Here is a 25,853-nt window from a genome sequence, read left to right as displayed (position 1 = left end):
TTTCTACCTCACGAATAAGTAGCCCGGATGCAATCCGGGAACTTCAATACGACATTCCCCCGGATTGCATCCGGGCTACAAATCAAGGGCAGGATTCCCCTGCCCCGCGCATCAATTGTTGTGCAGATCGATAATCGCGCTGACCGCCTGCGACTTGGCCTTGCTGGCGTCGTTGCGCGCCTGCTCGATGCGGTCCAGGTAGGCCTCATCGACGTCGCCGGTCACATACTTGCCATCGAAAACCGCACAGTCAAAGTTGTCGATCTTGATCTTCTTGCTGCCGCTGACCGCTTCGATCAGGTCCGGCAGATCCTGGTAGATCAGCCAGTCTGCGCCGATCAGCTCGCACACCTGCTCGGTGCTGCGACCATGGGCGATCAGCTCATGGGCGCTGGGCATGTCGATACCGTACACGTTCGGGTAGCGCACAGCAGGCGCCGCCGAGCAGAAGTAGACATTCTTCGCCCCGGCCTCGCGGGCCATCTGGATGATCTGCTTGCAGGTTGTGCCACGCACGATGGAGTCGTCGACCAGCATCACGTTCTTGCCGCGGAACTCCAGCTCGATGGCATTGAGCTTCTGCCGCACGGATTTCTTGCGCGCTGCCTGGCCGGGCATGATGAAGGTACGACCGATGTAGCGGTTCTTGACGAAGCCTTCGCGGAATTTCACGCCCAGGCGGTTGGCCAGCTCCAGCGCAGCGGTACGACTGGTGTCGGGGATCGGGATGACCACGTCGATATCATGCTCCGGACGCTCGCGGAGAATCTTTTCGGCCAGCTTCTCGCCCATGCGCAGGCGTGCCTTGTAGACCGAGATGCCGTCCATGATCGAGTCCGGACGCGCCAGATAGACGTGCTCGAAGATGCACGGCGCGTATTTTGGATTGGCCGCGCACTGACGGGTGAACAACTGGCCTTCCTCGGTGATGTACACCGCTTCGCCCGGCGCCAGGTCGCGGATCAGGGTGAAGCCGAGCACGTCCAGCGACACGCTTTCCGAGGCGATCATGTACTCCACGCCTTCGTCGGTGTGGCGCTGGCCGAAGACGATCGGGCGAATGCCATTGGGGTCGCGGAAGCCGACGATGCCGTAGCCGGTGATCATCGCCACCACGGCGTAGCCGCCCAGGCAGCGCTCGTGCACGTGGGTGACGGCGGCGAACACGTCTTCCTCGGTTGGCTGCAGCTTGCCCCGCTGGGCCAGCTCGTGGGCGAATACGTTGAGCAGCACTTCCGAGTCGGAGTTGGTGTTCACGTGGCGCAGGTCGGACTCGTAAATTTCCTTGGCCAACTGCTCGACGTTGGTCAGGTTGCCGTTGTGCGCCAGGGTGATGCCATACGGCGAGTTGACATAGAACGGCTGCGCTTCGGCCGAACTGGAGCTGCCCGCAGTTGGGTAGCGCACGTGACCGATGCCCATATGGCCGACCAGACGCTGCATGTGGCGCTGCTGGAAGACATCGCGCACCAGGCCGTTGTCCTTGCGCAGGAACAGGCGGCCATCATGGCTGGTGACAATACCGGCAGCATCCTGGCCGCGGTGCTGGAGGACGGTCAGCCCGTCATACAGCGCCTGATTGACGTTCGATTTACCGACGATACCGACGATGCCACACATGTGCCACGACCCCTGCTAGATAATTCAGGCTAGTTCAGCGACCGGTGCAGCGGTTGGTCCGCGCCGGCCACTCTTTTAAAGCAGATCGACTGGGTTAGCCGAACCACCGGTAAACCACTGCTCGGACCACCCCAGAATGAGGTTCTTCGACCAGTCGGCAACCATCAGAAAATGCGGCACCAGTTGCGACTGCTGCCACCACGAATCCTGCTCAACCGGTGCCAGGCTGATCAGCCCGACCAGCAGCACGACCAGCAAGCCTCCACGCGCGGCGCCGAATACCATGCCGAGAAAACGGTCGGTACCGGACAGGCCTGTCACGCGGATCAGCTCACCGATCAGGAAATTGACCAGCGCGCCCACCAGCAAGGTGGCGATAAAGAGAATGGCACAGGCGGCGATCACCCGTGCCGAAGGTGTTTCGATGAATTCGACGAGATGCTGGGCCAATGCGCCACCGAACATCCAGGCGACCACACCTGCGATGATCCAGGTCAGCAGCGACAGGGCTTCCTTGACGAAGCCGCGCTTGAGACTGATCAGACTAGAAATGGCGATGACGGCGATGATCGCCCAATCGACCCAGGTGAATACCACGGTGCGGCCTACCAGCGGAAAAGGCGGAGCATTTTAGCAGAGCCCGGCGAATCGGGTAACCGGGCGTTGCATATCAACGATGGGCTCAGCCGGCCTCAGGCTGGAAACGCACGACAAAACCGCTGAGCTTGTGCTGGCGATTGAGCTGGTCGCGCAGGCGCTCGGCCTCGGCACGCTCGATCAACGGACCGACGAACACGCGATTCATGCCATCGAAGGTGCGGATATAGGCGTTGTAGCCCTGGCTGCGCAGGGTTTTCTGCAGGTTCTCCGCCCCACCGCGACTGGACAGACTGGCCAGTTGCACCGACCAGCTGATCGGCAGACTGTTGGCGTCCAGGCGCCCTTCAGGCTTGGCCGGAGCCGTGGTGACGGCCTGCTCGGTCTTGGCAGGCTCGGTCCTGGCCGGTTCGGGTTTGCTCGGCTCGGCAGCAGGAGGCGGGGTCTGCTTGGGCTGCTCCGGCACCTCGACGATCTGCGGCTCAACCTCCTCGACCGGCACAGGTTCCTGCGGCAACGGCTCGGGCTCGACGACCTCGGCAGGCTCAACCACGATCTCGGCAGCCTCCGGCGCCTGCGGCATCGCCGGAGCCTCGACCACCACGCGACGCATCTCGTCTTCGCGCGACAGCAGCATCGGCAGGAAGATCACCGCCAGCGCCACCAGCACCAGCGCACCGACCATGCGCTGCTTGAGCCCCTTGTCCAGCATTGCCATCCCCCAATCCCCTTATCAAGCCGGGCGGGCCAGCCATTCCAGGGCCTCGGCCACGCAGAAAAACGATCCGAACAACAGTATCTCGTCACCATCTGCCGCCTGCTCGCACTGTGCCTCGAGCGCAGCACGCACATTCGGATATTGCCCCACCGCCGCGCCCTGTGCCTGCAGATGCCCGGCCAGTTCACCAGCTGAACGCGAACGCGGCGTATCGAGCGGCGCCACCGCCCAGGTGGAAACCAGGCTCAAGAGCGGCGCGACCACGCCCGGCAAATCCTTGTCGGCCAACAGGGCGAACACGGCCCGGCGCTTTCCGTTCGGCGGGCGGCTTTCCAGGCGCTGCGCCAGATAATCGGCCGCATGGGGATTATGCCCAACATCGAGCAACAGTGTGAGTGACTTGCCTCGCCAATCCAGCGCGCGGCGATCCAGCCGCCCGGTGACTCGCGTGGCCAGCAACGCCTGAGCAATCCACTGCTGATCCCAGGGCAGCGGCAGAAGCGCATAGGCCTGTAACGCCAGCGCGGCGTTTTCCATGGGCAAATCGAGAACTGGCAATTGCTCCAGGCGCAGCACCTGGCCCTGCGCGTCGAGGCCATACCAGGACCATTCCTGCGCCTTAACGCTCAGGTCATAGTCACGGCCGCGCAGGAACAGCGGCGCATCCAGGGTCGCGACCTGCTGCAACAAAGGCAGCGGCGGATCCAGATCACCGCACAAGGCAGGCTTGCCGGCACGCATGATGCCGGCTTTTTCGAAGGCCACCGACTCACGGGTATCACCGAGCCAGTCGGCATGATCCAGGCCAATGCTGGTGATCAGGGCCAGATCGGCATCTACCAGATTGACCGCATCCAGACGCCCGCCCAGGCCGACTTCGAGCACCACGGCATCCAGTCCGGCCCGCTCGAACAGCCAGAAGGCTGCCAGCGTGCCCATCTCGAAGTAGGTCAGCGATATTTCGCCACGCGCCGACTCGACCGCCGCGAAAGCCTGGCACAACGCCTCGTCGCTTACCTCACGCCCATCGACGAGCACACGCTCGTTGTAACGCAGCAGATGGGGCGAGCTGTAGACCCCGACACGCTGCCCCTGAGCACTGATCAGGCTGGCGAGAAAGGCGCAGGTGGAACCCTTGCCGTTGGTGCCGGTGACGGTGATCACCAGCGGCGCGGGCTTGCCCAGGCCGAGCCGGTGCGCCACCTCGCGCGAGCGCTCCAGACCCATGTCGATGGCCGAGGGATGCAACTGCTCGAGGTAGGCGAGCCACTCGCCCAGGCTACGTTCGGTCATGCAGTGGCCGGCAGGGAAACCGGGGAAGGACGATGCATCATCTGCGCCAACAGGCGCGCCAGACGCGGACGCAGCTCATTGCGCGGAATGATCATGTCGATGGCACCGTGTTCGAGCAGGAACTCACTGCGCTGGAAGCCTTCCGGCAGCTTTTCGCGTACGGTCTGCTCGATCACGCGCGGGCCGGCGAAGCCGATCAGCGCCTTCGGCTCGGCCACGATCACATCGCCGAGCATCGCCAGGCTGGCCGATACGCCGCCGTAGACCGGGTCGGTCAGCACGGAGATGAACGGTAGGCCCTCTTCACGCAAACGCGCCAGCGCAGCGGAGGTCTTGGCCATCTGCATCAGCGAGATCAGCGCCTCCTGCATACGCGCACCACCGGAAGCGGAGAAGCACACCAACGGGCAGCGCTTTTCCAGCGCAACATTGGCCGCCTGGACGAAACGCTCGCCGACGACGGCACCCATGGAACCGCCCATGAAGGAGAACTCGAACGCGCAAACGGCGATCGGCATGCCTTCGAGGGTGCCGCTCATGGAGATCAGCGCATCCTTCTCGCCGGTCTGCTTCTGCGCAGCGGTAAAGCGATCCTTGTACTTCTTGCTGTCGCGGAATTTCAGACGGTCCACCGGCTCCAGGTCAGCGCCGATCTCTTCGCGGCCGTCGGCATCAAGGAAGATATCGAGACGCGCGCGCGCGCCGATGCGCATGTGATGGTTGCACTTGGGGCAGACGTCGAGGGTCTTTTCCAGCTCGGGACGATAAAGCACGGCATCACAGGACGGACATTTGTGCCACAGGCCCTCGGGCACAGAGCTCTTCTTCACCTCGGAACGCATGATCGAGGGAATGAGTTTGTCTACCAACCAGTTGCTCATGCTGTCATTTCTCCATAACCGTTGGTTCGGATGAACGCTTCATCGTGAGCGCCCATCTCCAGCAATTCTTTTCTGCCGCATCGCGCCCATCGAAACGAGCCACGGCGGCGTGACAGGCTAATTGACGGCCCCGCCTCGATCGCCGTCACATTGCGTGTCATGCACGGCCTGCACGAATGCACGAATCTTCTCTGCATCCTTTATGCCTTTATTCACCTCTACCCCGCCACTGACATCGACGGCATAGGGCCGGACCTGGCGAATGGCGGCAGCGACGTTGCTCGCCTCCAGGCCGCCGGCAAGGATGATCGGTTTGTCAGCGTCCTGCGGTACGAGTGACCAGTCGAAGGCCGCCCCGGTTCCGCCGGGCACACCCTCGACGAAAGTGTCGAGGAGAATGCCGCGCGCACCGGCATAGGGCGCCATCGTGGCAGCCAGATCCTCACCCGGACGCACACGCAGTGCCTTTATGTAGGGTCGGCCATAGCCCTCGCAATCAGCGGGCGACTCGTCGCCATGAAATTGCAGCAAGTCCAGCGGCACCTGCTGCAACACGGCCAGCAACTGATCACGCGGCATGTTCACGAACAGGCCGACACAGGACACGAAGGGCGGTACCGCCTGCACGATAGCAGCAGCCTGCTCGACACTGACGGCACGCGGGCTCTTGGCGTAGAACACCAGGCCAATGGCATCCGCCCCGGCCTCTACTGCGGCCAGCGCATCTTCCACTCGGGTAATGCCGCAAATCTTGCTGCGCACGCGCATTCGCTTCACACCTTCTGCCTGTCGAACGCCGGATGGTAACAAAGGCTCAGCCTTGCCGCACATCTACCAGACCGGAAAGAAAATGCGGCCCCAGGTAGCGCGACGGCAACTCGAACTCTTCCGGGTAATCCACCTGTACCAGGTACAGGCCGTAGGGATGCGCAGTCACGCCTCCGCTATGGCGATCCCCGCGCTCGAGCACCTCGCGCGCCCACTCGGGCGGCCGCTCACCAGCACCAATGGTCATCAACACGCCGGCGATGTTACGCACCATATGGTGCAAAAATGCATTGGCGCGGATATCCAGAACGATAAAGCGGCCATGTTCGATCAGCTGCAGATGGTGAACGGTCTTGACCGGTGACTTGGCCTGGCACCGCGTCGCGCGGAAGGCACTGAAATCATGTGTGCCTACCAGAGCCAATGCGGCTTCACGCATGCGCGCCACATCAAGCGGCCGATGATTCCAGGTAACCTCTTCAGCCATATGCGCCGGACGAATCGGGTCGTTGTAGATGACGTAGCGATAGCGCCGCGCCATGGCCGAAAAACGCGCATGAAAATGCGCCGGCATTACCTTGGCCCAGGTCACGCTGATGTCGCTGGGCAGGTTCATGTTGGCACCCATGATCCAGGCATGCAGCGAGCGCTCGACGGTGGTATCGAAATGCACCACCTGACCGCTGGAATGCACGGACGCATCGGTGCGCCCTGCGCAGTGAATAGTGACAGGCGCACCGCCTGCCACTTTCGACAGCGCATCCTCCAGGCACCCCTGGATGGAAGCGACCTTGCCGCTCTGACGTTGGAAACCGCGATAACGTGCGCCCTTGTATTCAAGGCCCAGGGCGACTCTGGAAAAGCCAGCGGCCGCCATTTCGGCGGCCGCTACAGGTACTGCTTCAGACATGGAATCGATCAAACCAACTTGGAAATCATCTCGCGAGCTTCCTGCTGCTGTGCGTCGTTACCCTCGGCGACCACCTCATCGAGAATGTCGCGCGCCCCTTCGGTGTCGCCCATGTCGATGTAGGCGCGCGCCAGGTCGAGCTTGGTCGCGGTCTCATCGGTGCCGGAGAGGAAATCGAAGTCTTCGTCACCATCCAGACCAGCAGACAGGTCATCGACCGGGGCCAACGGAGCCGCTTGCGGCTCTTCGAAATCGTTCGACAACTGATCCAGCTCGGCAGTCACTTCATCGAGCTGCGCTGCAAAGCTGTCAGGCTCGACAACAGGTTGAGCCGGGGTTTCGTCTTCGAGCGATAGATCGAAGTCGGCCGGCAGGTCGAGGTCGACAGCCGGCGTCTCTTCCGGCAGATCGAGACTGAAGTCGGACAGATCGTCGGCAGGCTGATTCAGCGGCGCGTCATCATCCAGGCTCAGCAGGAAATCATCGGCTTCGTCGCTGGGGGCGGCAGCAGGCTCGTCCAGCTCGAGGCTGAATGCAGAGAGATCGTCGGCCGGCTGGGACAGTTCGACCTTGTCGTCGCCCAGGGCCAGATCGAAGTCCAGATCGTCATCAGCCGCAGCAGAGGGCGCAGCAGCAGGCTCGTCGATCAGGCCGAAGTCCAGGTCGTCATCCAGCGACAGCGGCGCCTCATCGGCGTTGGCGGTCTGAAGATCGCTCTCCAGATCGGCCTCGAGATCATCGAGGCTCAGGTCGAATGCATCGTCCAGATCGCCAGTCGTGGCGGCAGGCGTCTCGGCGGCCGGCTCGTCCAGGCTGAGATCATCGAGGTTGAAATCGCCCATGTCGTCCTCGGCGGACGCTGCAGCAGCCACTACCCCGGCGCCGGTAAAGGCAGCGATGGCCGGATACTTGGACTTCAGTTGTTCGGCCTCGGCATTCGCCCCGCCGATTTCGCGCAGCTCGTTGTCCTGACGGGCAAAGCCTTCGCGATCACCCAGCTCGGCATAGACCTCCATCAACTTCAGGCGCAGGTCGGTACGATGCGGCTCGTCGTTGATCGCGTTCTGCAGCAGCTCAGCCGCCTGATTGAAGCGGCCGTAGGCGATGTAGATATCCGCCTCGCCCAGGGCATCGCCGGTCTGTGCCGTAACGCGCTCCTCGCCAGCGGCCTGAACAGGCTCGTCGTCGAGACCGGCGAAGCTGTCTTGCGGCATATCCAGATCGGATGCGAATGCCTGATCCTGGGACAGCTCGTCAGCCAGCTCGTCTTGCTGCTCGGCTTCCTTCATGGCATTGCGGCGCGACAGCGCCATGAGGGCGACCAGCAGGAGCAGCAGCACGCCACCACCCGCCAGGCCCAGCGTCATCGGGTTGGCCATCAGGTCATCGACAAAGCCCTGCGGAGCCGGAGCTCGTGCCGGAGCGGGCGCAGCCGGCTTGGCCTCTTCGACCGGCTTGGCCGGAGCGGCAGGCTCAACGGCAGCAGCCGGCTCCTCGGCCGGCTGTTCGGTGGTGGCGGCGCTGTCTTCGACAGGCGCAGCCGGTTCCTCGGAATAATTGTAGTCAGGCGCCGCCTCTTCAGGCGGCGAAGCCGGTGGTGTCGCTGCCTCCGACACGGGAGGCGCGACCTCGGGCTCAGCAGTTGGCGCTTGCGCAGCCGGCGCATCGGTAGCCGGGGCTTGTGCAACCGGCTCGTCCGCAGCAGCCGGAGCCGGAGCCGCCGACAGATCGGCCTGCAACTTGGCCAACTGACTGTCTTTCAATTCGACCAGACGCTGCAGCTTGTCCAGCTGACTCTGCAGGTCACCGACGCGGCTCTGCAGCTCGGCATTCTCGCGACGGGTAGAGTCCAGGCTTTCCTGGGTCACGGCCAGCTTGTCGGTCAGCGCCTTGCTGTTGGCCGAGCCGGTATCGCTACCGCGAGTGGACTGGCCGGCTTCAGCAGCGACCAGCTTCAGGCTGTCAGCCGACTCGGCAGTGGCCGGCGCGGAACCTGCGGTGGTACGGCGTGTGGCATCCAGCTGACGCGAGGCGACGGCGCGACCTTCGCGCCAGGCGGCGTTCTGCTCGGCCACCTGAGCGACCGCCTCGGCATTGCTGCGGCTGCGAATCTGCTGCTCGTCCGGCAGGCGCAGCACCTGGCCGCTCTTCATGCGGTTGATGTTACCGCCAATGAAGGCATCAGGATTCAGGTCCTGGATGGCCAGCATGGTCTGGTTGACCGAAGAACCACCGCCAACACGCTGGGCGATTTCCCAGAGCGTATCGTTGGCAGTGGTTCTGTATTCGTTACCGGCAATGGCGCGAGAAGCCGGGGCCGGTGCGGCAGGACGCGGCGCGGGAGCCGGTGCGGCGCTGCTCGGAGCGGGCGCGGAAGGCGCAACGGTCGCACGCGGTGCAGGCGCAGGAGCGGCAATCGGCAATTGCGGCGCAGCGGCTACCGTGGTCTGCGGAGAGTAAAGCGGTGGATCGAGCAGCAGGGTGTACTCACGCAGCAACCGACCGTTCGGCCAGAGCACTTCCACCAGGAAGTTGAGGTAGGGTTCGCGCACAGCCTTGCTTGAAGTAACGCGAATGACACTCTTGCCATTAGGTTTCAATACGGGAGTGAACTTGAGATCGGTCAGGAAGTACTGACGATCGACGCCCGCCTTGATGAACTCTTCAGGGGACGCGAGGTTGGGAATCACCTCATTGGAGGCCAGGTCGCGCACCTCCAGCAACTCGATTTCCGCTACCAGCGGCTGATTCAGCGAGGACTGCAGGGTAACTTCACCCAACCCCAGCGCATGCGCCATACCGGAAGACAGCGCGGAAGCGGCTGCGATTGCCAGCACCAGTTTGCGAACCCGAACCATAGCGTTATCCCTTGTTTTAGCTTTTTTCTCGGCATGCGAGAGGGTCTTGAGAATTGCTGCCTGCCTCCGCTCTAGGAGCGGCTCCCCATTCAGCAATCAACTCAGCCAGTATTGCCAAGCTAGAAAGATTCTTCAAATTTCTAGGTAAGTATCTTTTACAGATAGTGTTTTATCAATAACTCGGCCAGCTGCACTGCATTCAGTGCGGCGCCTTTTCTTACATTATCAGACGCAATCCACAAATTGAGCTGCGTTGGATCGCCGACACCACGACGAACCCGCCCGACATAGACTTGATCCTGCCCCACCGCATCGCCCACAGCAGTCGGGTAGTCGCCCGCCTCAACCAGCTCGATCCCCTGAGCGGCCTCGAGCAACTGCAGCACGGTACTGATGTCGACCTCAGAATCCGCCTGTACGCCAAGCACCAGGCTATCGCCAAAAAATACCGGAGCCAGGGCGCACGTCGCGGCCACCGGAAGTTCGGGCACGTCGAGCAATTGCCGAACCTCTGCGGCGAGACGCTTCTCCAGCTGCGCGTGCCCTTGCTCGTCGACTTCGCCGACCTGCGCCAGCAGGTTGAAGGCGATCTGCCGATCCACCGTCCTGGGCTCCAGCGGACGTGCGTTGAGCAACTCGGCGGTCTGCCGCGCCAACTCCTGTACGCCACTGCGCCCCAGGGTCGAGATCGCCAACATGGCAGTCAGCTGCAACCGCTGCGGCTGCAGTATCGGTTTCAATGCAGCCAGCACCAATGCGCAGGCAACCGCCGAAGGGGTTGGCGCACTGACGCACCACGGCTTGCTCAACGCCGGCAGCGCCTCGACGCCCAGCTCCGGCAAGACACAGGGTGCTTGCTCCAGCGGTAACGCAGCGCTCAGATCGATGAGCGAGCAGCCGGCCGCCAGCACTCGCTCGCGGCAATCGCGCGTGACTTCCGCGCCTGCGGCGAAGAACGCCAACTGCACCTGCGAAAAGTCGAAGGCCTCGAGCGACCTGACCCGGACCTGGCGGCCACGGAATGAGAGGCTTTGTCCTGCCGACTCGATACTGGCCAGCAGGTGCAGATCCTTGAGTGGAAACTCGCGCTCTTCGAGCAACTCGACCAGCGCTTCGCCGATATTACCGGTGGCGCCGATCAGCGCGACATTGATGGGCTGACTCATGGACTGACCTACAACGCAGAGGGAGCGGCACTGTAACTGCACGCCCACATCCGGGCAACGATGTGTGCCCCATAAAAGACAAAGCCCCTCTGCCAAAACAGAAGGGCCTCGTTTGATTCCGGATACCCGGCTGGCGCTTAGCGCTCCAGCAGAATCCGCAGCATGCGGCGCAGCGGTTCGGCAGCGCCCCACAGCAGTTGGTCACCCACGGTGAAGGCACCCAAATACTGCGAGCCCATGTTGAGCTTGCGCAGACGACCGACCGGAACGCTCAGGGTGCCGGTCACGGCAGTCGGTCCGAGGTCGCGGATGGAATCTTCGCGATGGTTCGGCACCAGCTTGACCCAGGGGTTGTGCTGGCTGATCAGGCCTTCGATGTCGCCCATCGGCACGTCCTTGTTGAGCTTGATGGTCAGCGCCTGGCTATGGCAACGCATGGCGCCGATGCGCACGCAGATACCGTCGACCGGGATCGGGTTCTTGAAACGGCCGAGGATCTTGTTAGTTTCGGCCTGGGCTTTCCACTCTTCGCGGCTCTGCCCGTTCGGCAGCTCCTTGTCGATATAGGGGATCAGGCTGCCGGCCAGCGGCACGCCGAAATTGTCGACCGGGAAGGCCTCGCCACGCATGGCTTCAGCAACCTTACGATCGATGTCGAGGATGGCGCTGGCCGGGTCGGCCAGTTCATCGGCGACAGCGCCGTTGATCTCGCCCATCTGCTTGATCAGCTCGCGCATGTTCTGCGCGCCAGCACCGGAGGCCGCCTGGTAGGTCATGGCGCTCATCCATTCGACCAGACCGGCTTCGTACAGGCCGCCCAAGGCCATCAGCATCAGGCTGACGGTGCAGTTGCCGCCGATGTAGTTCTTGCTGCCGGCATCCAGCGCCTGGTCGATCACCTTGCGGTTGACCGGGTCGAGCACGATTACCGCACTGTCATCCATACGCAGGCTGGAAGCCGCGTCGATCCAGTAGCCCTGCCAGCCGGCTTCACGCAGTTTGGGGAAGACTTCATTGGTGTAGTCGCCGCCCTGGCAGGTCAGGATCACGTCCAGGCCCTTGAGGTCGTCGATGCTGTAGGCATCCTTCAGCGGGGCAATGTCCTTGCCAATGGCAGGGCCCTGGCCGCCGACATTGGAGGTGGTGAAGAACACCGGCTCGATCAGGTCGAAGTCCCGCTCTTCCAGCATGCGCTGCATGAGCACGGAACCGACCATGCCACGCCAACCGATCAGACCTACACGTTTCATAACGACTACACCTATATAAACAGCCAGCCGGAACCACCCCGGCGGGGCTGGGAAGATTACAGACTACGCAGCGCGGAGGCCACTGCATCACCCATCGCAGCGGTACCGACCTTGGTCTTGCCCTCGGACCAGATGTCGCCGGTACGCAGGCCCTGATCCAATACCAGGCTCACCGCTTTTTCGATGGCATCGGCCGCGGCCACCTGGCCGAAGCTGTAACGCAGCATCATGGATACCGAGAGAATGGTGGCCAGCGGGTTGGCGATGCCCTTGCCGGCGATGTCCGGCGCGGAGCCATGGCACGGCTCGTACATGCCCTTGTTGTTGGCGTCCAAGGATGCCGATGGCAGCATGCCGATGGAACCGGTGAGCATCGAAGCTTCATCGGACAAAATGTCGCCAAACATGTTGTCGGTAACCATCACATCGAATTGCTTGGGCGCGCGCACCAGTTGCATGGCGGCGTTGTCGACGTACATGTGGCTCAGCTCGACGTCCGGATAGTCCTTGGCCACTTCCTCGACCACGGCACGCCACAGCTGGCTGGACGCCAGAACATTGGCCTTGTCCACCGAGCACAGCTTCTTGCCGCGCACGCGCGCCATATCGAAGCCGACCTTGGCGATGCGGCGGATTTCGCTCTCGCTATACGGCAGGGTGTCGTAAGCCATGCGTTCGCCGTTCTCCAGCACCTTGCTCTCACGCGGCTGGCCGAAATAGATGCCGCCGGTCAGCTCGCGGACGATGAGGATGTCCAGGCCCGCGACCACTTCCGGCTTGAGGCTGGAGGCCTCGGCCAACTGCGGATAGAGGATGGCCGGACGCAGGTTGCCGAACAGGCCCAGTTGCGAACGGATCTTCAGCAAACCGCGCTCCGGGCGGATGGCCGGATCGATGGCGTCCCACTTCGGCCCGCCAACGGCGCCGAGCAGCACCGCGTCAGCCGCCTTGGCACGCGCCAGGGTTTCGTCGGCCAGCGGCACGCCATAACGATCGATGGCCGCACCACCCAGATCATCGAAGCTCAACTCGAAGCCCAGGGCGTATTTGTCATTGGCCAGGTTCAGTACCTTGACCGCCTCGGCCATGATTTCCGGGCCGATGCCATCGCCAGGGAGAACCAGAATCTGTTTCATGAAGATTTCCTTCGGAAATAGCTACAAGCTTCAAGCTTCAAGCTGCAAGCCACAAGCAAAAGCCGCTTTTACTTGCAGCTTGAAGTTTGCGGCTTGCAGCCGGGTTTATTTGATCGCGCCGAACAGCCAGGGGCTGCCCTGCTGGTACTTGGCTTCGAAGGCCTTGATCGCGTCCTGATCCTGCAGAGTGAGGCCGATGTCGTCCAGGCCGTTGAGCAGGCAGTGCTTGCGGAAGGCATCGACTTCGAAGCTGTACTGCACGCCATCGGGACGGGTCACGGTCTGCGCCTCGAGGTCAACGGTCAACTGATAACCTTCAGTGGCCTCAGCCTGCTCGAACAGCGCATCGACCTCTTCATCCTTGAGGATGATCGGCAGCAGGCCGTTCTTGAAGCTGTTGTTGAAGAAGATATCAGCGAAGCTCGGCGCGATGACGGTGCGGAAGCCGTACTCGTCCAGCGCCCATGGCGCGTGTTCGCGCGAGGAACCGCAGCCGAAGTTCTCACGAGCCAGCAGCACACTGGCACCCTGATAACGCGGGAAGTTGAGCACGAAATCCTTGTTGATCGGACGCTTGGAGTTGTCCTGGTTCGGCTGGCCGACATCCAGATAACGCCACTCGTCGAACAGATTTGGGCCGAAGCCGGTGCGCTTGATCGACTTCAAGAACTGCTTGGGAATGATCTGATCGGTGTCGACGTTGGCACGATCGAGCGGGCAGACCAGACCGGTGTGTTGGGTGAAGGCTTTCATGTGCGGTCTCCTCAGGCCTGAATCAATTCGCGAACGTCGATGAAGCGACCGGTCACCGCCGCAGCGGCAGCCATGGCTGGGCTCACCAGATGGGTACGACCACCGGCACCCTGACGGCCTTCGAAGTTGCGGTTGGAGGTGGACGCGCAATGCTCGCCGCTACCCAGTTTGTCCGGGTTCATCGCCAGGCACATGGAGCAACCCGGCTCACGCCATTCGAAACCGGCTTCGATGAAGATTTTGTCCAGCCCTTCGGCCTCGGCTTGCGCCTTGACCAGGCCAGAGCCCGGCACCACCAGCGCCTGTTTGACGGTCGCAGCGACCTTGCGGCCCTTGGCCACTTCAGCGGCAGCGCGCAGGTCTTCGATGCGCGAGTTGGTGCAGGAACCGATGAACACGCGATCCAACTGGATATCGGTGATCGGCTGGTTGGCGCTCAGGCCCATGTACTTGAGCGCACGGGTGATCGAGTCCTTCTTCACCGGGTCGGCCTCGACGGCCGGGTCCGGCACGTTCTGGTCGACGGCCAAGACCATTTCCGGCGAAGTGCCCCAGCTGACCTGCGGCTTGATGTCTTCGGCCTTCAGCTCGACCACGGTGTCGAACACCGCATCGGCGTCGGACACCAGGTTCTGCCACTGCGCCACGGCCATGTCCCAATCGCTGCCCTTGGGCGCGAACGGGCGATCCTTGACGTAGGCGATGGTCTTCTCGTCCACCGCTACCAGGCCAACGCGGGCACCGGCCTCGATGGACATATTGCAGATGGTCATGCGCCCTTCCAGCGACAGGTCGCGGATCGCGCTACCGGCGAACTCCAGCGCATGGCCGTTGCCACCGGCAGTGCCGATCTTGCCGATCACGGCCAGCACGATGTCCTTGGCGGTCACGCCGAACGGCAGTTTGCCTTCGACGCGCACCTGCATGTTCTTCATTTTCTTGGCGACCAGGCACTGGGTGGCGAGCACGTGCTCGACCTCCGAGGTACCGATACCGTGGGCCAGCGCACCGAAGGCGCCATGAGTCGAGGTATGCGAGTCGCCGCAGACCACGGTCATGCCTGGCAGAGTAGCGCCCTGCTCCGGGCCGACCACGTGGACGATGCCCTGGCGCACGTCGTTCATCTTGAATTCGAGGATGCCGAAGTCGTCGCAGTTCTCATCCAGGGTCTGTACCTGGATGCGCGAGACCTCATCGGCGATAGCCTCGAGGCCGCCCTGGCGCTCGGCCTTGGTGGTCGGCACGTTGTGATCCGGCGTGGCGATGTTGGCATCGATGCGCCACGGCTTGCGCCCGGCCAGGCGCAGGCCTTCGAAGGCCTGGGGCGAAGTCACTTCGTGGAGGATGTGACGGTCGATGTAGATCAACGAGGAACCGTCGTCACGACGTTTCACTTCGTGCATTTCCCAGAGCTTGTCGTAGAGCGTCTTGCCAGTCATCAGCCTTACCTCATCAGCGCCTTTTGAGCACATCCATAAACTGCCAGCGTTATCACCGACTGGCGTCAGAAGTGCATCTTTCTATGCCTCGGGCGAAAAAGGCCCTTTGGCTTATGGGGAGAATGCTATTGCCGGGCACGAAATAACTCAAATTCATATTTTTTATTCAAAGGATTCCGCATTGGAATGTATGCTCAAGGCATTCTTCTATTCGCGGAGCGCCCCATGGATTTGGCCAACCTCAATGCCTTTATCGCCATCGCCGAGACGGGCAGCTTTTCCGAAGCCGGCGAGCGCCTGCATCTGACCCAGCCGGCGGTGAGTAAACGCATCGCCGGCCTGGAGCAGCAACTGGGCGTGCGCCTGTTCGATCGCCTCGGCCGCGAGATCGGCCTGACCCAGGCGGGCCGCGCCCTGCTGCCGCGCGCCTACCAAATCCTCAACGTGCTGGACGACACGCGCCGCGCGCTGACCAATCTATCCGGTGAGGTCAGCGGCCGTCTGACGCTCGCCACCAGTCACCATATCGGCTTGCATCGCCTCCCTGCACTGCTGCGTGCGTTTACCCGCGCCCACCCGCAGGTGGCACTGGATATCCAGTTTCTCGATTCGGAGGTGGCCTACGAAGAGATTCTGCATGGTCGCGCCGAGCTGGCGGTGATCACCCTCGCCCCGGAAACCCGCGAACCGATCCGCGCCGTGGCGGTGTGGGACGACCCGCTGGACTTCGTCGCCGCGCCGGAACATCCGCTGGCACGCAGCCAGGCGATCAGTCTGGCCGACGTGGCGCAGCACCCCGCGGTATTTCCCGGCGGCAACACCTTCACTCATCACATCGTGCAGCGCCTGTTCGAGGCCCAGGGCCTGACGCCGAATATCGCCATGAGCACCAACTACCTGGAAACCATCAAGATGATGGTGTCCATTGGCCTGGCCTGGAGCGTACTGCCACGCACCATGCTCGACGAACAGGTCGCGCGCCTGCCGATCCCGGGCATTCAGCTGACCCGCCAGCTAGGCTACATCCTGCATACCGAGCGTACGCTGTCCAATGCTGCGCGGGCTTTCATGGATCTGCTCGACAGCCAACGGGACGACCTTGCATAGGCCACCGGCATCAGACTAACGTGGTGACACAACGATAAAAAAAGTGTCCACATGCCATTAATGCCCGCCCCGCGCATCGCGCCCTCCGGAGAACGGTTCGGCCATGGCCAGATCGACTGACCAGACCCCGCCCCTGCCACATATCCCGGCGATGGATCCCGCCGAATTCGAGCAAACCTGGCAAGACGCACCGCGTTTGCTGGCCGCGCTGAATGGCGCGCATCTCGGTACCTGGTACTGGGACATTCGCAGCGGCCAGGTGAACTGGTCGCGCGGCGCCCAGGCACTGTTCGGCCTCGATCCCAATCGCCCGGTAACGCGGGAACTGCATTACATCGAGCTGATCCCCGAGGAGGAGCGCGCCGAAGTTCTGGCGACGTTCGAGGCCATTCTCAAGGGCGAACAGATCCCCAATGCCCTGCGCCATCGTATCCGCTGGCCGGACGGCAGCCTGCACTGGCTGGAGATCACCGGCAGCCTGCAACGCGAGGCTGACGGTCGGCCACGGATGTTCGGCGTGATCCGCGACATCACTGCCCAGCAGGAACGTGCCGAGGCCCTGAGCGCTTCAGAGGAACGCTTCGCCAGCCTGTTCCGCCTGAGCCCCGACATCATGATGCTGGTGCGCTACGACAACAGCGAAATCATTGAGGTCAACCAGCACTTCACCCACGCCTTTGGCTGGAACCCCAGCGAAATTCTTGGCTACTCCACCCATGAGCTGAATCTCTGGGTACACGCCAGTCAGCGCGACCAGTTGCGTCGGCAGGCGCCGCTGAGCCGCGAGCCGGTGATTCAGGAGGTGCAGCTACGCACCCGCGCCGGCGACATTCTCGACGGTGTGCTGTCGAGCCAGTACATCGAATTGCAGGGTGACCGCCTGATGCTCTGCACCTTTCTCGACACCAGTGAGCGCAAGCGAGCGGAGAACGCACTGCGCGCCAGCGAGGAAAAATTCGCCAAGGCATTCATGCATACCCCGGACGCGGTGGCGATCTCCGAGCGGGCGACAGGTCGCTTTATCGAAGTCAACCCGAGCTTCGAGCAGCAGTTTGGCTGGAGCTGCGCCGAAGCCGTGGGCCGCACCTCGCTGGAGCTGGGCATCTGGGCTGACCCCGGTGACCGTCAGCGCATGCTCGAAGCCGCGCAAACCGGGCGCCTGGACAACCTCGAGGTGCGCCTGTTCAGTCGCGACGGCCGCGTCACCAGCAACCTGCTGTTCGGCGGCGAGATTGAATTGAACGGCGTCGATTGCCTGGTGCTCACCGTGCGCAACATAACCGAACAACGCGCCCAGGAACTGGCGCTGAACGAAAGCAAACAGCGCCTGCGCCTGGCGCTGGAATCGGCCGACCTGGGCACCTGGGACTGGCACATTCCCGGCAGCCGCCTGATCGCCAGCGCCCGCGCAGCGCAACTGCAGGGGCTGGACGCGGCACCATTCGAAGGCGCCTTTCTCGATTTCTTCCGGCATGTGCCAATGGAGGACCGGCGCAGCCTGCGCCAGCACTTTCAGCAGATGGTCGAAGAGCGCCGCAGCCATTATCAGGTCACCTATCGCGTACAGCGGGAGAATGGCGGCCTGCGCTTTCTCGAAAGCACGGCCAAGCTGCAGCTCGACGACGACGGGCAACCGCTGCGAATGGTCGGCACCCTGGTCGACATCAGCGAACGGGTATTGCGTGAACAGCGCCTGCAAGCCTCGGAAGAGAAGTTCGCCAAGGCCTTCCACTCCAGCCCGGACGCGATCACCATCACCGAGCGCGAAAGCGGCCGCTACATCGAGGTCAACGAAGGCTTCACCCGCATCACCGGCTACCTGCCGGAGGAAGTGGTCGGGCGCACGTCCTTCGAGATGGACGTCTGGGCCTATCCCGAGGAGCGCCAGCGGTTGCTCGAGCAGCTGTCGCGCAACGCCAAGGTACTGCATATGGAAATGCACGGCCGGCACCGCGACGGCGACGTGCGCCTGGTCGACGTTTCCGTGCAACCCATCGAACTCGATGGCGTGCCCTGCCTGCTGCTCACCGCGCGTGACATCAGCGAGCTCAAGCAGGCCCAGGCGCAGGTGCAGCACCTGGCCTATCACGATGCGCTGACCAACCTACCCAATCGCGCCCTGCTGATGGACCGTCTGACTCAGCAGATCGCCCTGCTCAAACGCCATGACCTGCGCGGCGCCCTGCTGTTTCTCGATCTCGACCACTTCAAGCACATCAACGACTCGCTCGGCCACCCCGTCGGCGACTCCGTGCTGCGCCTGGTCACCGCGCGCCTGGAAGCCAGCGTGCGTCTGGAGGACACCGTGGCGCGCCTGGGCGGTGACGAATTCGTGGTATTGCTCTCTGGCCTGGAGGGCAAACGCTCGGAAGTCACCCGCCACGTCCGCCAAGTCGCCGAAAAACTGCGTCAGCTGCTTGCCGAACCGATGCTGCTGGACGGACACCGCCTGCAGGTTACACCGAGCATCGGTGTCGCGTTGATTCCCGACCACGGCAACACTCCAGCAGATTTGCTCAAACGCGCCGATATTGCCCTGTACCGCGCCAAGGATTCCGGCCGCAACGCTATCCAGCTGTTTCGCAGCACCATGCAGGATGCTGCCAGCGCTCGCCTGCGCCTGGAGAATGATCTGCGCCTGGCTCTGGCTCGTGGCGAATTCGAACTGCACTTCCAGCCCCAGGTCGACGCCCGTGACGGCAAGGTGGTCGGCGCCGAAGCCCTGCTGCGCTGGCAGCATCCGCAACTGGGGCCACAATCGCCGGCGCACTTCATTCAGGTGCTGGAAGAAAGCGGATTGATCGTTGAGGTCGGTGGCTGGGTGCTGGCCGAGGCCTGTCATTTCTGCTCCCAGCTACTGGCTGGTGGCTTGGTCGACAGCGAGCGCTTCAGCCTGTGCGTGAACATCAGCCCCCGCCAGTTCCGCCAGCACGACTTCGTCGAACGCGTAGCCAACTGCCTACGTGCCAGCCAGTTGCCCAATGCCATGCTCAAGCTGGAAATCACCGAAGGCATCGTCATTCAGAATATCGACGATACCGTCGGCAAGATGCTGCGCCTGAAAAAGCAAGGCGTCAGCTTCGCCATGGACGATTTCGGCACTGGCTACAGTTCGCTGACCTACCTCAAGCGCCTGCCGGTGGACATGCTGAAGATCGACCAGTCGTTCGTGCGCGACGCCACCAACGACCCCAACGACGCCGAGATCATTCGCGCCATCGTCGCCATGGCACGCAGCCTGGGCCTGGGGTTGATCGCAGAGGGTGTCGAACAGCAGGACCAACTGGAGTTCCTGCAGTCGCAAGGTTGCCATCTTTATCAGGGTTATCTGTTCAGCAGACCGCTGCCGCAGGAAGCCTTCCGCGACCTGCTGATGCTGAACGGCTAGAGCCGAGCCAAATGAAAAAGGCGCCCCGCGGGGCAACTGTTCGCTTAAGGTGCTCGCGCTTGGCTCCCCTCTCCCATTTATGGGAGAGGGGCTGGGGGAGAGGGCTGAAAACACTGCAAAACTGCCAGTTTTCCCCTCGCCGAACGCGGCCCGCCCTAACCCTCTCCCCGGAGGGGCGAGGGGACTGATCGCGTTCGACCATTCTTATGTGAACAGCATTAGCCCCGCGGGGCGCCTGCTTCATCGACCATCGACTCAGCTTTCCAGCGCAGGACGCTGACTGCCGATGGGAATGCGCTTGGCCTTGGCCTCTTCCGGCACGATGCGCTCCAGCTCGACATGGAGCAGACCGTTAACCAGGTTGGCACCCTTGACCTCGATATGATCGGCCAGGCGGAACGACAGCTTGAACGCACGCTGGGCGATGCCCTGATGCAGGTAGCTGACACTCTCGGCGCTGCGATCACGCTTGTTGCCGACCACGGTCAGCACGCCCCGCTCGACCTGCAGCTCCAGATCGCCTTCCTCGAAGCCGGCAGCCGCGACCACGATGCGGTAGTGGTCTTCGCCATGCTTCTCGACGTTATAGGGCGGGTAGGAACTGCCGGCGTCATTGCTGCGCAGGGCAGATTCGAAAAGATCGTTGAAACGGTCGAAACCGACGGACTGGCGGAACAGAGGGGCCAGGGACAGTACGTTGCTCATGAGTATTCTCCTGAAAATTTCAGCAAGGTTCATATCGCGGAACCCGACTTCGGCATCCCGCAGTCACGTATTTAGGGTCGCCAGGACATTTTTCAAGAGCCTGAAAAATTCGTTTACAGCCCGCATGGAAGCATGGACCCACCAAGCCACCCACCATCCCTACCGCAGCGTGTGGCGTGCGCACCAAGCTTCAGCCGTAGCCCGGATGCAATCCGGGGAGAATGCCCGCTGCCTGGATTTCATCCAGGCCACAGGCTTTAGCTGGAGGGCATCATCAGCAGCCGGTCGATACGCTCGCAATCCTGCTCGCGGCGCACCTCAGCGAACAGCGCGACAGCTTCCGGGTAGGTACGAGTAAGCATCGCCAACCACTGTTTCAGGCGCCCCGGTGCGTAGCGCGGCGCCAGCTTGCGCCTTGCCTGCTGCCAGAAGTCGAGCAGCAGCGGCTGCAGTTCGGCCCAGCTCATTTCCTCGGGCGCCTCTCCGGCCCTGACCGCCGCGATCTGCCGTGCCAGACCGGGGCGCGATACCAGGCCGCGGCCCAACATGATGTCATCCACGCCACTGATTTCACGGCAGCGGCGCCAGTCATCCAGCGTCCACACCTCGCCATTGGCGAACACCGGCACGCCGACCACCTCTTGCACCCGCGCCACCCATTCCCAATGCGCCGGCGGCTTGTATCCCTCGACCTTGGTACGCGCATGCACGACGATCTGGCTCGCCCCGCCTTCGGCTAGCGCCCGCGCGCAGTCCAGCGCGCCCTCCTTGCCCTCGAACCCCAGGCGCATCTTCGCCGTCACCGGAATTTCGACCGGCACCGTGCGGCGCACCTCACGGACGATCGCATGCAGCAACTCGGGCTCCTTGAGTAGCACCGCACCGCCGCGCGACTTGTTAACCGTCTTGGCCGGGCAACCGAAGTTGAGATCGATCACAGGCGCGCCGAGCGTACAGGCAAACGCGGCGTTGTCGGCCAGGCATTGCGGATCGGAGCCGAGAAACTGCACCCGCATCGGCGTGCCGGCCTGGGTGCGTGAACCGTTGAACAGCTCGGGCGCCAGCTTGTGGTAGGTAGCCGCCGGCAACAGCCGCTCGCTCACGCGAATGAACTCGGTCACGCACCAGTCGATCCCACCGATACGGGTCAGTACGTCGCGCAGGATCTCGTCGACCAGCCCCTCCATGGGCGCCAGGGCGATTTGCATGAGATAGTCCGAAAAAATGGGGCGCACAGTTTAAGGGGTCGCGCGCCGCGCGCAAGATGGGCCACACTGACAACCGCCAAAACAGGAAGCTCGTCATGCGTTATCTCGCGTTGATCGTTCTGGGTATGTGGTATCTGGGGGCACAGGCCAGCGACGCGCTGCCCCGGGGTATCAAACAGATACCGCCCGACCCGGTCGCCGACGCGTCGGCGCGCTTGATCTTCAGCCGCGACAGCAACGCGCCGAACGCCTGCGACGTGGAGCTTTACGTCAACCAGCAGGCGGTGGCGAAGCTTGGCCCAGGCGAACGCACCAGCCTGGACCTGCCCAGCGGCGAATTAAGCGTCGCCGTGGCCCTGTCACCCGACGGCTATTGCGGCGGGCGTGGGCCGGACGTCGCGCAGTCGATACTGCTGCGCCCCGGCGAAACCCGTCAGTTCGCCGTGATGGTCGAACCGCACCAGGTGTTTCTCGCGCCACTGATCGACTGAGCGCGCCTATAGCTCAAGCGGATAAGGCTCCATCAAGGCCTGGCCATAGCCCTCGACGAACTCCGACGGCATGCGCTTGGGGCGCCCGCTGGACAATTCGATGCAGACGAAGGTGGTCTTGGCCCTGAGCAGCGTCAGACCATCCTCGGGCCGCACCAGCTGGAAACGACGATCCATCTTCAGGCGTTGGTCGGACTCGACGATCCAGGTCGCCATCTGCAGCTGCTGCCCTTCATAGGCGCTGGCCAGGTAATCGATCTCGTGACGCACCACGGCCATGGCCCGATCCAGGCGGCGATACTCGACCAGATCCAGCCCCAGAAACTGCGAATGACGCCAGGCGCAGCGCTCCAGCCAGCTGACATACACCGCGTTGTTGGCATGGCCGAGACCGTCGATATCCTCTGCTGTCACGTCGATATCGATGACGAAGGGGCTGGGCAGCTCCCAGTTCATGGCGGTACCTCCAGGTTTGCAGCCCGCCAAGACGGGCCGAATGAGCCGGCCCGGGCGAGGCGACAACGGCGCCGCCCAGGCTCCATGTTCCACACCGGGTGACCGCCAAACTCGTCGGCGGCCGCTCGATCCGGCCCCGCATCATACGCCGCGCGGCCAGTGCATGCAGTGCCGAGCTTTCATCGCGCCATTACCGCGCGCCATAATGCGCGCACTCGCCAGAGAGTCCGAGAACGAGCAATTGACTGCCATCCTGCGCCTATTGATGCTTCTGCTGCTGCCAGCGCTGACCTGGGCAGACAGCCTGCCGCTGCCGAGCGGCCAGACGCAGACGCTGCCCGGCCCCTACATGTATTTCTGGCAAGACCCGAGCGGCCAGGCCGACATCACCAATGTCCGGGCCCTGCCCGACTCTGCCTGGCAGCCCGTCGACCGGCGCGATGCCAGCTTCGGCTACGGCGGCAGCGCCTACTGGCTGCGCCTGGACGTGCACAACCCGCACAATCGCTCGCTTGGCTGGGTACTATTGATCGGCAATCCGTTGCTCGATCAGCTGGACGCTTACGGCCTCGACGACGAACGGGTTTACCGCGCGGGTGACCAGCGCCCCTTCGGCTGGCGCTGGGTCGAGCACCGCCAGCTGGCGCTCCCACTGGACGTCGAGCCGGGCGAGCAACGGCGCATCTGGCTGCGCATGCAGACCGACGGTTCCGCCAACCTCAGCGCCAGCCTGATGACCCATGAGGCATTCGATCACGAGGAGCAACGCAGCCTGTTGTTACAGGGCCTGTTCTTCGGCGCCCTGATCGCGATGCTGATCTACAACCTGAGCATCTTCTGCATCACGCGTGACCGCAATTACCTCTGGTACAGCCTGTTCGTCGCCAGCTTCAGTCTCTATCAGTTCATCCAGCTTGGCTTCGCCCTGCAATGGTTGTGGCCCAACGCCCTGGCCTGGCACCAGCTCAGCTTTCCACTCAGTTCGGCGCTGGCGACCTTGTTCGGCATACAGTTCACCTACGGCGTGCTGGAGCTGGACAAGGCCGCGAAGCCCTACCGCTGGGTCGCCAACGCACTCAAGGCCTGCGCCTGGCTGGTACTGGGCATGGCGCTCCTCGGACCTTATGCACCCGCACTGATAGGCAGCTTCGTACTGGTGGTCGCCTGCGCCGTGGCCGCCTTCATCATCACTCTGCTGCGCTGGCGTGAAGGTTATGTGGCGGCACGCCTGTTCGCCCTGGGCTGGTTCGTGCTGATCACCGCCAGCCTGGCCAGCATCCTCACCGGCACCGGGCTGCTGCCCTACTCGCTGCTAACCCTTCACACGCAACAGGTGGGCGGCCTGATCGAGATGACGGTGTTCTCCATCGCCCTTGCCGCACGCATCCGCCAGGTGCAACACGCCGAACGCCTGGCACAGGCCAGACTGATCGAACAGGAGCGCCATCTGCGCAACGAGCAGGCCAAGCACCTGGAACTGCAGAGGCAGATCAGCGAGAGCCTGGAACAACGCGTGCAGGAGCGCACCGCGACCCTGCAGGACACCCTGCAGCAGCTGTCCAACGCCAACCTGCGCCTGGCGGAGCTGAATCGCCGTGATGGTCTCACCGGCCTGTTCAATCGCCAGACGCTCAGCGAGGAACTGGCGCGCGCTTGCGCCCGCGCCGAGCGCAGCCAGCAGTCGCTGGCGATCCTGATGATGGACCTGGATCACTTCAAGCAGGTCAATGACCACTATGGTCACCTGGCCGGCGATGCCTGCCTGCGCCATGCAGCCCAACGCATCCAGCAACGTCTGCGCAGCAGCGACCTGCTGGCCCGCTTCGGCGGCGAGGAATTCGTCGCCCTGCTCGACGGTACCGACCTTACCGGTGCACTCGACCTCGCCGAACAGCTACGCGAAGATATCGCCCGAACCCCCTGCAGCTACCAGCAGCAATCGATACCACTGAGCCTGAGCATCGGCCTGCACGCCGGGGTACCGAACGATCCCAACTGCGGCGAGCGCTGGCTGGAACTGGCGGATCGCGCCCTGTATCGCGCCAAGGCAGACGGCCGCAACCGCGTGGTCAGCTACGAAGCCGTGGCACTCAACGACGCCTGAGAAGCAGCGTCAGGGCTCCGGCAGCGGGCGCTGCGCTCCATTGGCAGGCGAAAATAAAAAGGGGCCACCTCCGAAGAGGCAGCCCCTGGGTTCCGCAAATGCGGCAAGAAAAATGGCGTCCCCTAGGGGACTCGAACCCCTGTTACCGCCGTGAAAGGGCGGTGTCCTAGGCCACTAGACGAAGGGGACGAAACCTTCGAACGACAAGGCCAGCGCTAGGCTGGCCTTGTGTGATTGGTGGAGCTAAACGGGATCGAACCGTTGACCTCTTGCATGCCATGCAAGCGCTCTCCCAGCTGAGCTATAGCCCCGAAACCTTGCGGTCGGCTCGCAGCGCTTGCGCGTTGCGACTGGAAAATGGCGTCCCCTAGGGGACTCGAACCCCTGTTACCGCCGTGAAAGGGCGGTGTCCTAGGCCACTAGACGAAGGGGACAAAACCTTCGAAGAACAAGGCCAGCGCTAAGCTGGCCTTGTCAGTGTTTGGTGGAGCTAAACGGGATCGAACCGTTGACCTCTTGCATGCCATGCAAGCGCTCTCCCAGCTGAGCTATAGCCCCGAAACCTTTCGGTCTGGCTGCAGCGCCTGAGCGCTGCGGCTGGAATAAGTGGCGTCCCCTAGGGGACTCGAACCCCTGTTACCGCCGTGAAAGGGCGGTGTCCTAGGCCACTAGACGAAGGGGACGCAAAACCCCTGATCGCGAATCGGTCAAACCGATTCTGGCACTCCCGAAGGAGTCGAGATTGGTGGAGCTAAACGGGATCGAACCGTTGACCTCTTGCATGCCATGCAAGCGCTCTCCCAGCTGAGCTATAGCCCCATCTCGAGGACGGGGCGCATGTTAAGAGCGCCCCGATTGGCTGTCAACAACATTTTTCCTGTTAGCCAAAAGTTTTTGCCACTAGAACAATTACTTAGGCCTCTCCTCGCAAAGCATAAGCCCCGACCGTGGGAGTAATGCCGTTCACTTAAGGCTGCATGCGTTTGGCTCCCCTCTACCATTTAT

General features: G+C 62.8%; 20 protein-coding genes and 6 tRNA genes. 4 read left to right on the top strand and 22 right to left on the bottom strand.

All coding sequences use genetic code 11. From position 1 onward, the window contains the following. Positions 1 to 111 precede the first annotated feature (111 nt). The 13 genes from purF to leuC form a co-directional block, all read right to left on the bottom strand. Positions 112 to 1,620, bottom strand: coding sequence for an amidophosphoribosyltransferase (gene purF, locus P3C50_RS02805; protein ID WP_275544795.1), 1,509 nt, complete (start codon positions 1,618 to 1,620; stop codon positions 112 to 114). A gap of 75 nt (positions 1,621 to 1,695) precedes the next feature. Continuing rightward, the gene (locus tag P3C50_RS02800; protein WP_275544794.1) at positions 1,696 to 2,217 is read right to left on the bottom strand and encodes a CvpA family protein; all 522 of its coding nucleotides are present in this window, start codon (positions 2,215 to 2,217) and stop codon (positions 1,696 to 1,698) included. A gap of 85 nt (positions 2,218 to 2,302) precedes the next feature. Further along, positions 2,303 to 2,935 carry an SPOR domain-containing protein gene (locus P3C50_RS02795; protein WP_275544793.1) on the bottom strand — a complete coding sequence of 211 codons (633 nt, stop codon included), beginning with the start codon at positions 2,933 to 2,935 and terminating at the stop codon, positions 2,303 to 2,305. A gap of 15 nt (positions 2,936 to 2,950) precedes the next feature. Continuing rightward, complete coding sequence (gene folC, locus P3C50_RS02790) at positions 2,951 to 4,228, bottom strand: bifunctional tetrahydrofolate synthase/dihydrofolate synthase (RefSeq protein WP_275544792.1); 1,278 nt, start codon at positions 4,226 to 4,228, stop codon at positions 2,951 to 2,953. Continuing rightward, positions 4,225 to 5,109: an acetyl-CoA carboxylase, carboxyltransferase subunit beta gene (gene accD / locus P3C50_RS02785; RefSeq protein WP_275544791.1), complete on the bottom strand. Its 885-nt coding sequence runs from the start codon at positions 5,107 to 5,109 to the stop codon at positions 4,225 to 4,227. The genes folC and accD overlap by 4 nt, the downstream gene beginning before the upstream one ends. A 117-nt stretch (positions 5,110 to 5,226) precedes the next feature. Further along, positions 5,227 to 5,877 (bottom strand): phosphoribosylanthranilate isomerase, encoded by a 651-nt coding sequence (locus tag P3C50_RS02780; protein ID WP_275544790.1) that lies wholly within the window; start codon positions 5,875 to 5,877, stop codon positions 5,227 to 5,229. A 46-nt stretch (positions 5,878 to 5,923) separates the two neighbouring features. After that, the gene (gene truA, locus P3C50_RS02775) at positions 5,924 to 6,787 is read right to left on the bottom strand and encodes a tRNA pseudouridine(38-40) synthase TruA (protein WP_197857303.1); all 864 of its coding nucleotides are present in this window, start codon (positions 6,785 to 6,787) and stop codon (positions 5,924 to 5,926) included. Positions 6,788 to 6,795: 8 nt separating this feature from the next. Further along, positions 6,796 to 9,645: a FimV/HubP family polar landmark protein gene (locus P3C50_RS02770; RefSeq protein WP_275544789.1), complete on the bottom strand. Its 2,850-nt coding sequence runs from the start codon at positions 9,643 to 9,645 to the stop codon at positions 6,796 to 6,798. Between the two features lie 155 nt (positions 9,646 to 9,800). Then, entirely contained in the window at positions 9,801 to 10,811 is a 1,011-nt protein-coding gene (locus P3C50_RS02765) for an aspartate-semialdehyde dehydrogenase (RefSeq protein ID WP_275544788.1), read from the bottom strand. Positions 10,812 to 10,948: 137 nt separating this feature from the next. Continuing rightward, positions 10,949 to 12,061, bottom strand: coding sequence for an aspartate-semialdehyde dehydrogenase (asd, locus tag P3C50_RS02760; protein WP_275544787.1), 1,113 nt, complete (start codon positions 12,059 to 12,061; stop codon positions 10,949 to 10,951). 56 nt (positions 12,062 to 12,117) lie between these two features. After that, the gene (gene leuB / locus P3C50_RS02755) at positions 12,118 to 13,197 is read right to left on the bottom strand and encodes a 3-isopropylmalate dehydrogenase (protein WP_275544786.1); all 1,080 of its coding nucleotides are present in this window, start codon (positions 13,195 to 13,197) and stop codon (positions 12,118 to 12,120) included. 105 nt (positions 13,198 to 13,302) lie between these two features. Further along, entirely contained in the window at positions 13,303 to 13,950 is a 648-nt protein-coding gene (gene leuD / locus P3C50_RS02750) for a 3-isopropylmalate dehydratase small subunit (RefSeq protein WP_275544785.1), read from the bottom strand. An 11-nt stretch (positions 13,951 to 13,961) separates the two neighbouring features. Then, the gene (leuC, locus tag P3C50_RS02745) at positions 13,962 to 15,389 is read right to left on the bottom strand and encodes a 3-isopropylmalate dehydratase large subunit (RefSeq protein ID WP_275544784.1); all 1,428 of its coding nucleotides are present in this window, start codon (positions 15,387 to 15,389) and stop codon (positions 13,962 to 13,964) included. A 225-nt stretch (positions 15,390 to 15,614) separates the two neighbouring features. Here leuC and P3C50_RS02740 point away from each other — a divergent pair, with 225 nt between their 5' ends. Next, on the top strand, positions 15,615 to 16,496 hold the full coding sequence (locus P3C50_RS02740) for a LysR family transcriptional regulator (RefSeq protein ID WP_275544783.1): 882 nt from the start codon (positions 15,615 to 15,617) through the stop codon (positions 16,494 to 16,496). Between the two features lie 103 nt (positions 16,497 to 16,599). Beyond that, positions 16,600 to 19,884 (top strand): bifunctional diguanylate cyclase/phosphodiesterase, encoded by a 3,285-nt coding sequence (locus P3C50_RS02735; RefSeq protein ID WP_275544782.1) that lies wholly within the window; start codon positions 16,600 to 16,602, stop codon positions 19,882 to 19,884. Positions 19,885 to 20,139: 255 nt separating this feature from the next. Here the strand turns inward: P3C50_RS02735 and P3C50_RS02730 are convergent, their stop codons facing one another. Both P3C50_RS02730 and P3C50_RS02725 read right to left on the bottom strand, forming a co-directional pair. Then, positions 20,140 to 20,589: an Hsp20 family protein gene (locus tag P3C50_RS02730; protein WP_197857317.1), complete on the bottom strand. Its 450-nt coding sequence runs from the start codon at positions 20,587 to 20,589 to the stop codon at positions 20,140 to 20,142. Positions 20,590 to 20,846: 257 nt separating this feature from the next. Next, positions 20,847 to 21,797 (bottom strand): tRNA dihydrouridine synthase, encoded by a 951-nt coding sequence (locus P3C50_RS02725; RefSeq protein ID WP_275544781.1) that lies wholly within the window; start codon positions 21,795 to 21,797, stop codon positions 20,847 to 20,849. Between the two features lie 95 nt (positions 21,798 to 21,892). Here P3C50_RS02725 and P3C50_RS02720 point away from each other — a divergent pair, with 95 nt between their 5' ends. After that, on the top strand, positions 21,893 to 22,288 hold the full coding sequence (locus P3C50_RS02720) for a hypothetical protein (protein WP_275544780.1): 396 nt from the start codon (positions 21,893 to 21,895) through the stop codon (positions 22,286 to 22,288). Positions 22,289 to 22,294: 6 nt separating this feature from the next. On the opposite strand, the gene P3C50_RS02715 is transcribed toward P3C50_RS02720, so the two are convergent. Continuing rightward, the gene (locus P3C50_RS02715) at positions 22,295 to 22,744 is read right to left on the bottom strand and encodes an acyl-CoA thioesterase (protein ID WP_275544779.1); all 450 of its coding nucleotides are present in this window, start codon (positions 22,742 to 22,744) and stop codon (positions 22,295 to 22,297) included. 205 nt (positions 22,745 to 22,949) lie between these two features. Here P3C50_RS02715 and P3C50_RS02710 point away from each other — a divergent pair, with 205 nt between their 5' ends. Further along, positions 22,950 to 24,848, top strand: a complete 1,899-nt coding sequence (locus tag P3C50_RS02710) for a sensor domain-containing diguanylate cyclase (RefSeq protein ID WP_275544778.1) — start codon at positions 22,950 to 22,952, stop codon at positions 24,846 to 24,848. 113 nt (positions 24,849 to 24,961) lie between these two features. On the opposite strand, the gene P3C50_RS02705 is transcribed toward P3C50_RS02710, so the two are convergent. From P3C50_RS02705 to P3C50_RS02680, 6 genes are all read right to left on the bottom strand, one after another. Continuing rightward, a tRNA-Glu gene (locus P3C50_RS02705) sits at positions 24,962 to 25,037 on the bottom strand. A gap of 46 nt (positions 25,038 to 25,083) precedes the next feature. Further along, positions 25,084 to 25,159, bottom strand: a tRNA-Ala gene (locus P3C50_RS02700). A gap of 47 nt (positions 25,160 to 25,206) precedes the next feature. Next, positions 25,207 to 25,282: transfer RNA gene (locus tag P3C50_RS02695), tRNA-Glu, on the bottom strand. Positions 25,283 to 25,330: 48 nt separating this feature from the next. After that, positions 25,331 to 25,406, bottom strand: a tRNA-Ala gene (locus P3C50_RS02690). A 49-nt stretch (positions 25,407 to 25,455) separates the two neighbouring features. Beyond that, a tRNA-Glu gene (locus P3C50_RS02685) sits at positions 25,456 to 25,531 on the bottom strand. 60 nt (positions 25,532 to 25,591) lie between these two features. Continuing rightward, positions 25,592 to 25,667, bottom strand: a tRNA-Ala gene (locus tag P3C50_RS02680). Positions 25,668 to 25,853 lie beyond the last annotated feature (186 nt).

It is taken from the genome of Pseudomonas sp. Marseille-Q0931 (genome assembly GCF_940789645.1).
Taxonomy (GTDB): domain Bacteria; phylum Pseudomonadota; class Gammaproteobacteria; order Pseudomonadales; family Pseudomonadaceae; genus Aquipseudomonas.
The sequence above is the reverse complement of the archived record's forward strand: the minus strand, read 5'-3'. Positions and strand labels throughout refer to the sequence as shown.

Bases quoted from the DNA above. Each gene is read 5' to 3' on its own strand.
- P3C50_RS02740 (WP_275544783.1), top strand. From the start codon at position 15,615: ATGGATTTGGCCAACCTCAATGCCTTTATCGCCATCGCCGAGACGGGC.
- P3C50_RS02720 (WP_275544780.1), top strand. From the start codon at position 21,893: ATGCGTTATCTCGCGTTGATCGTTCTGGGTATGTGGTATCTGGGGGCA.
- leuC (WP_275544784.1), bottom strand. From the start codon at position 15,389: ATGACTGGCAAGACGCTCTACGACAAGCTCTGGGAAATGCACGAAGTG.
- truA (WP_197857303.1), bottom strand. From the start codon at position 6,787: ATGTCTGAAGCAGTACCTGTAGCGGCCGCCGAAATGGCGGCCGCTGGC.
- folC (WP_275544792.1), bottom strand. From the start codon at position 4,228: ATGACCGAACGTAGCCTGGGCGAGTGGCTCGCCTACCTCGAGCAGTTG.
- P3C50_RS02735 (WP_275544782.1), top strand. From the start codon at position 16,600: ATGGCCAGATCGACTGACCAGACCCCGCCCCTGCCACATATCCCGGCG.
- P3C50_RS02770 (WP_275544789.1), bottom strand. From the start codon at position 9,645: ATGGTTCGGGTTCGCAAACTGGTGCTGGCAATCGCAGCCGCTTCCGCG.
- purF (WP_275544795.1), bottom strand. From the start codon at position 1,620: ATGTGTGGCATCGTCGGTATCGTCGGTAAATCGAACGTCAATCAGGCG.
- leuB (WP_275544786.1), bottom strand. From the start codon at position 13,197: ATGAAACAGATTCTGGTTCTCCCTGGCGATGGCATCGGCCCGGAAATC.
- P3C50_RS02725 (WP_275544781.1), bottom strand. From the start codon at position 21,797: ATGCAAATCGCCCTGGCGCCCATGGAGGGGCTGGTCGACGAGATCCTG.
- P3C50_RS02715 (WP_275544779.1), bottom strand. From the start codon at position 22,744: ATGAACTGGGAGCTGCCCAGCCCCTTCGTCATCGATATCGACGTGACA.
- asd (WP_275544787.1), bottom strand. From the start codon at position 12,061: ATGAAACGTGTAGGTCTGATCGGTTGGCGTGGCATGGTCGGTTCCGTG.
- P3C50_RS02795 (WP_275544793.1), bottom strand. From the start codon at position 2,935: ATGGCAATGCTGGACAAGGGGCTCAAGCAGCGCATGGTCGGTGCGCTG.
- leuD (WP_275544785.1), bottom strand. From the start codon at position 13,950: ATGAAAGCCTTCACCCAACACACCGGTCTGGTCTGCCCGCTCGATCGT.
- P3C50_RS02780 (WP_275544790.1), bottom strand. From the start codon at position 5,877: ATGCGCGTGCGCAGCAAGATTTGCGGCATTACCCGAGTGGAAGATGCG.
- P3C50_RS02710 (WP_275544778.1), top strand. From the start codon at position 22,950: ATGCGCGCACTCGCCAGAGAGTCCGAGAACGAGCAATTGACTGCCATC.
- P3C50_RS02765 (WP_275544788.1), bottom strand. From the start codon at position 10,811: ATGAGTCAGCCCATCAATGTCGCGCTGATCGGCGCCACCGGTAATATC.
- accD (WP_275544791.1), bottom strand. From the start codon at position 5,109: ATGAGCAACTGGTTGGTAGACAAACTCATTCCCTCGATCATGCGTTCC.
- P3C50_RS02730 (WP_197857317.1), bottom strand. From the start codon at position 20,589: ATGAGCAACGTACTGTCCCTGGCCCCTCTGTTCCGCCAGTCCGTCGGT.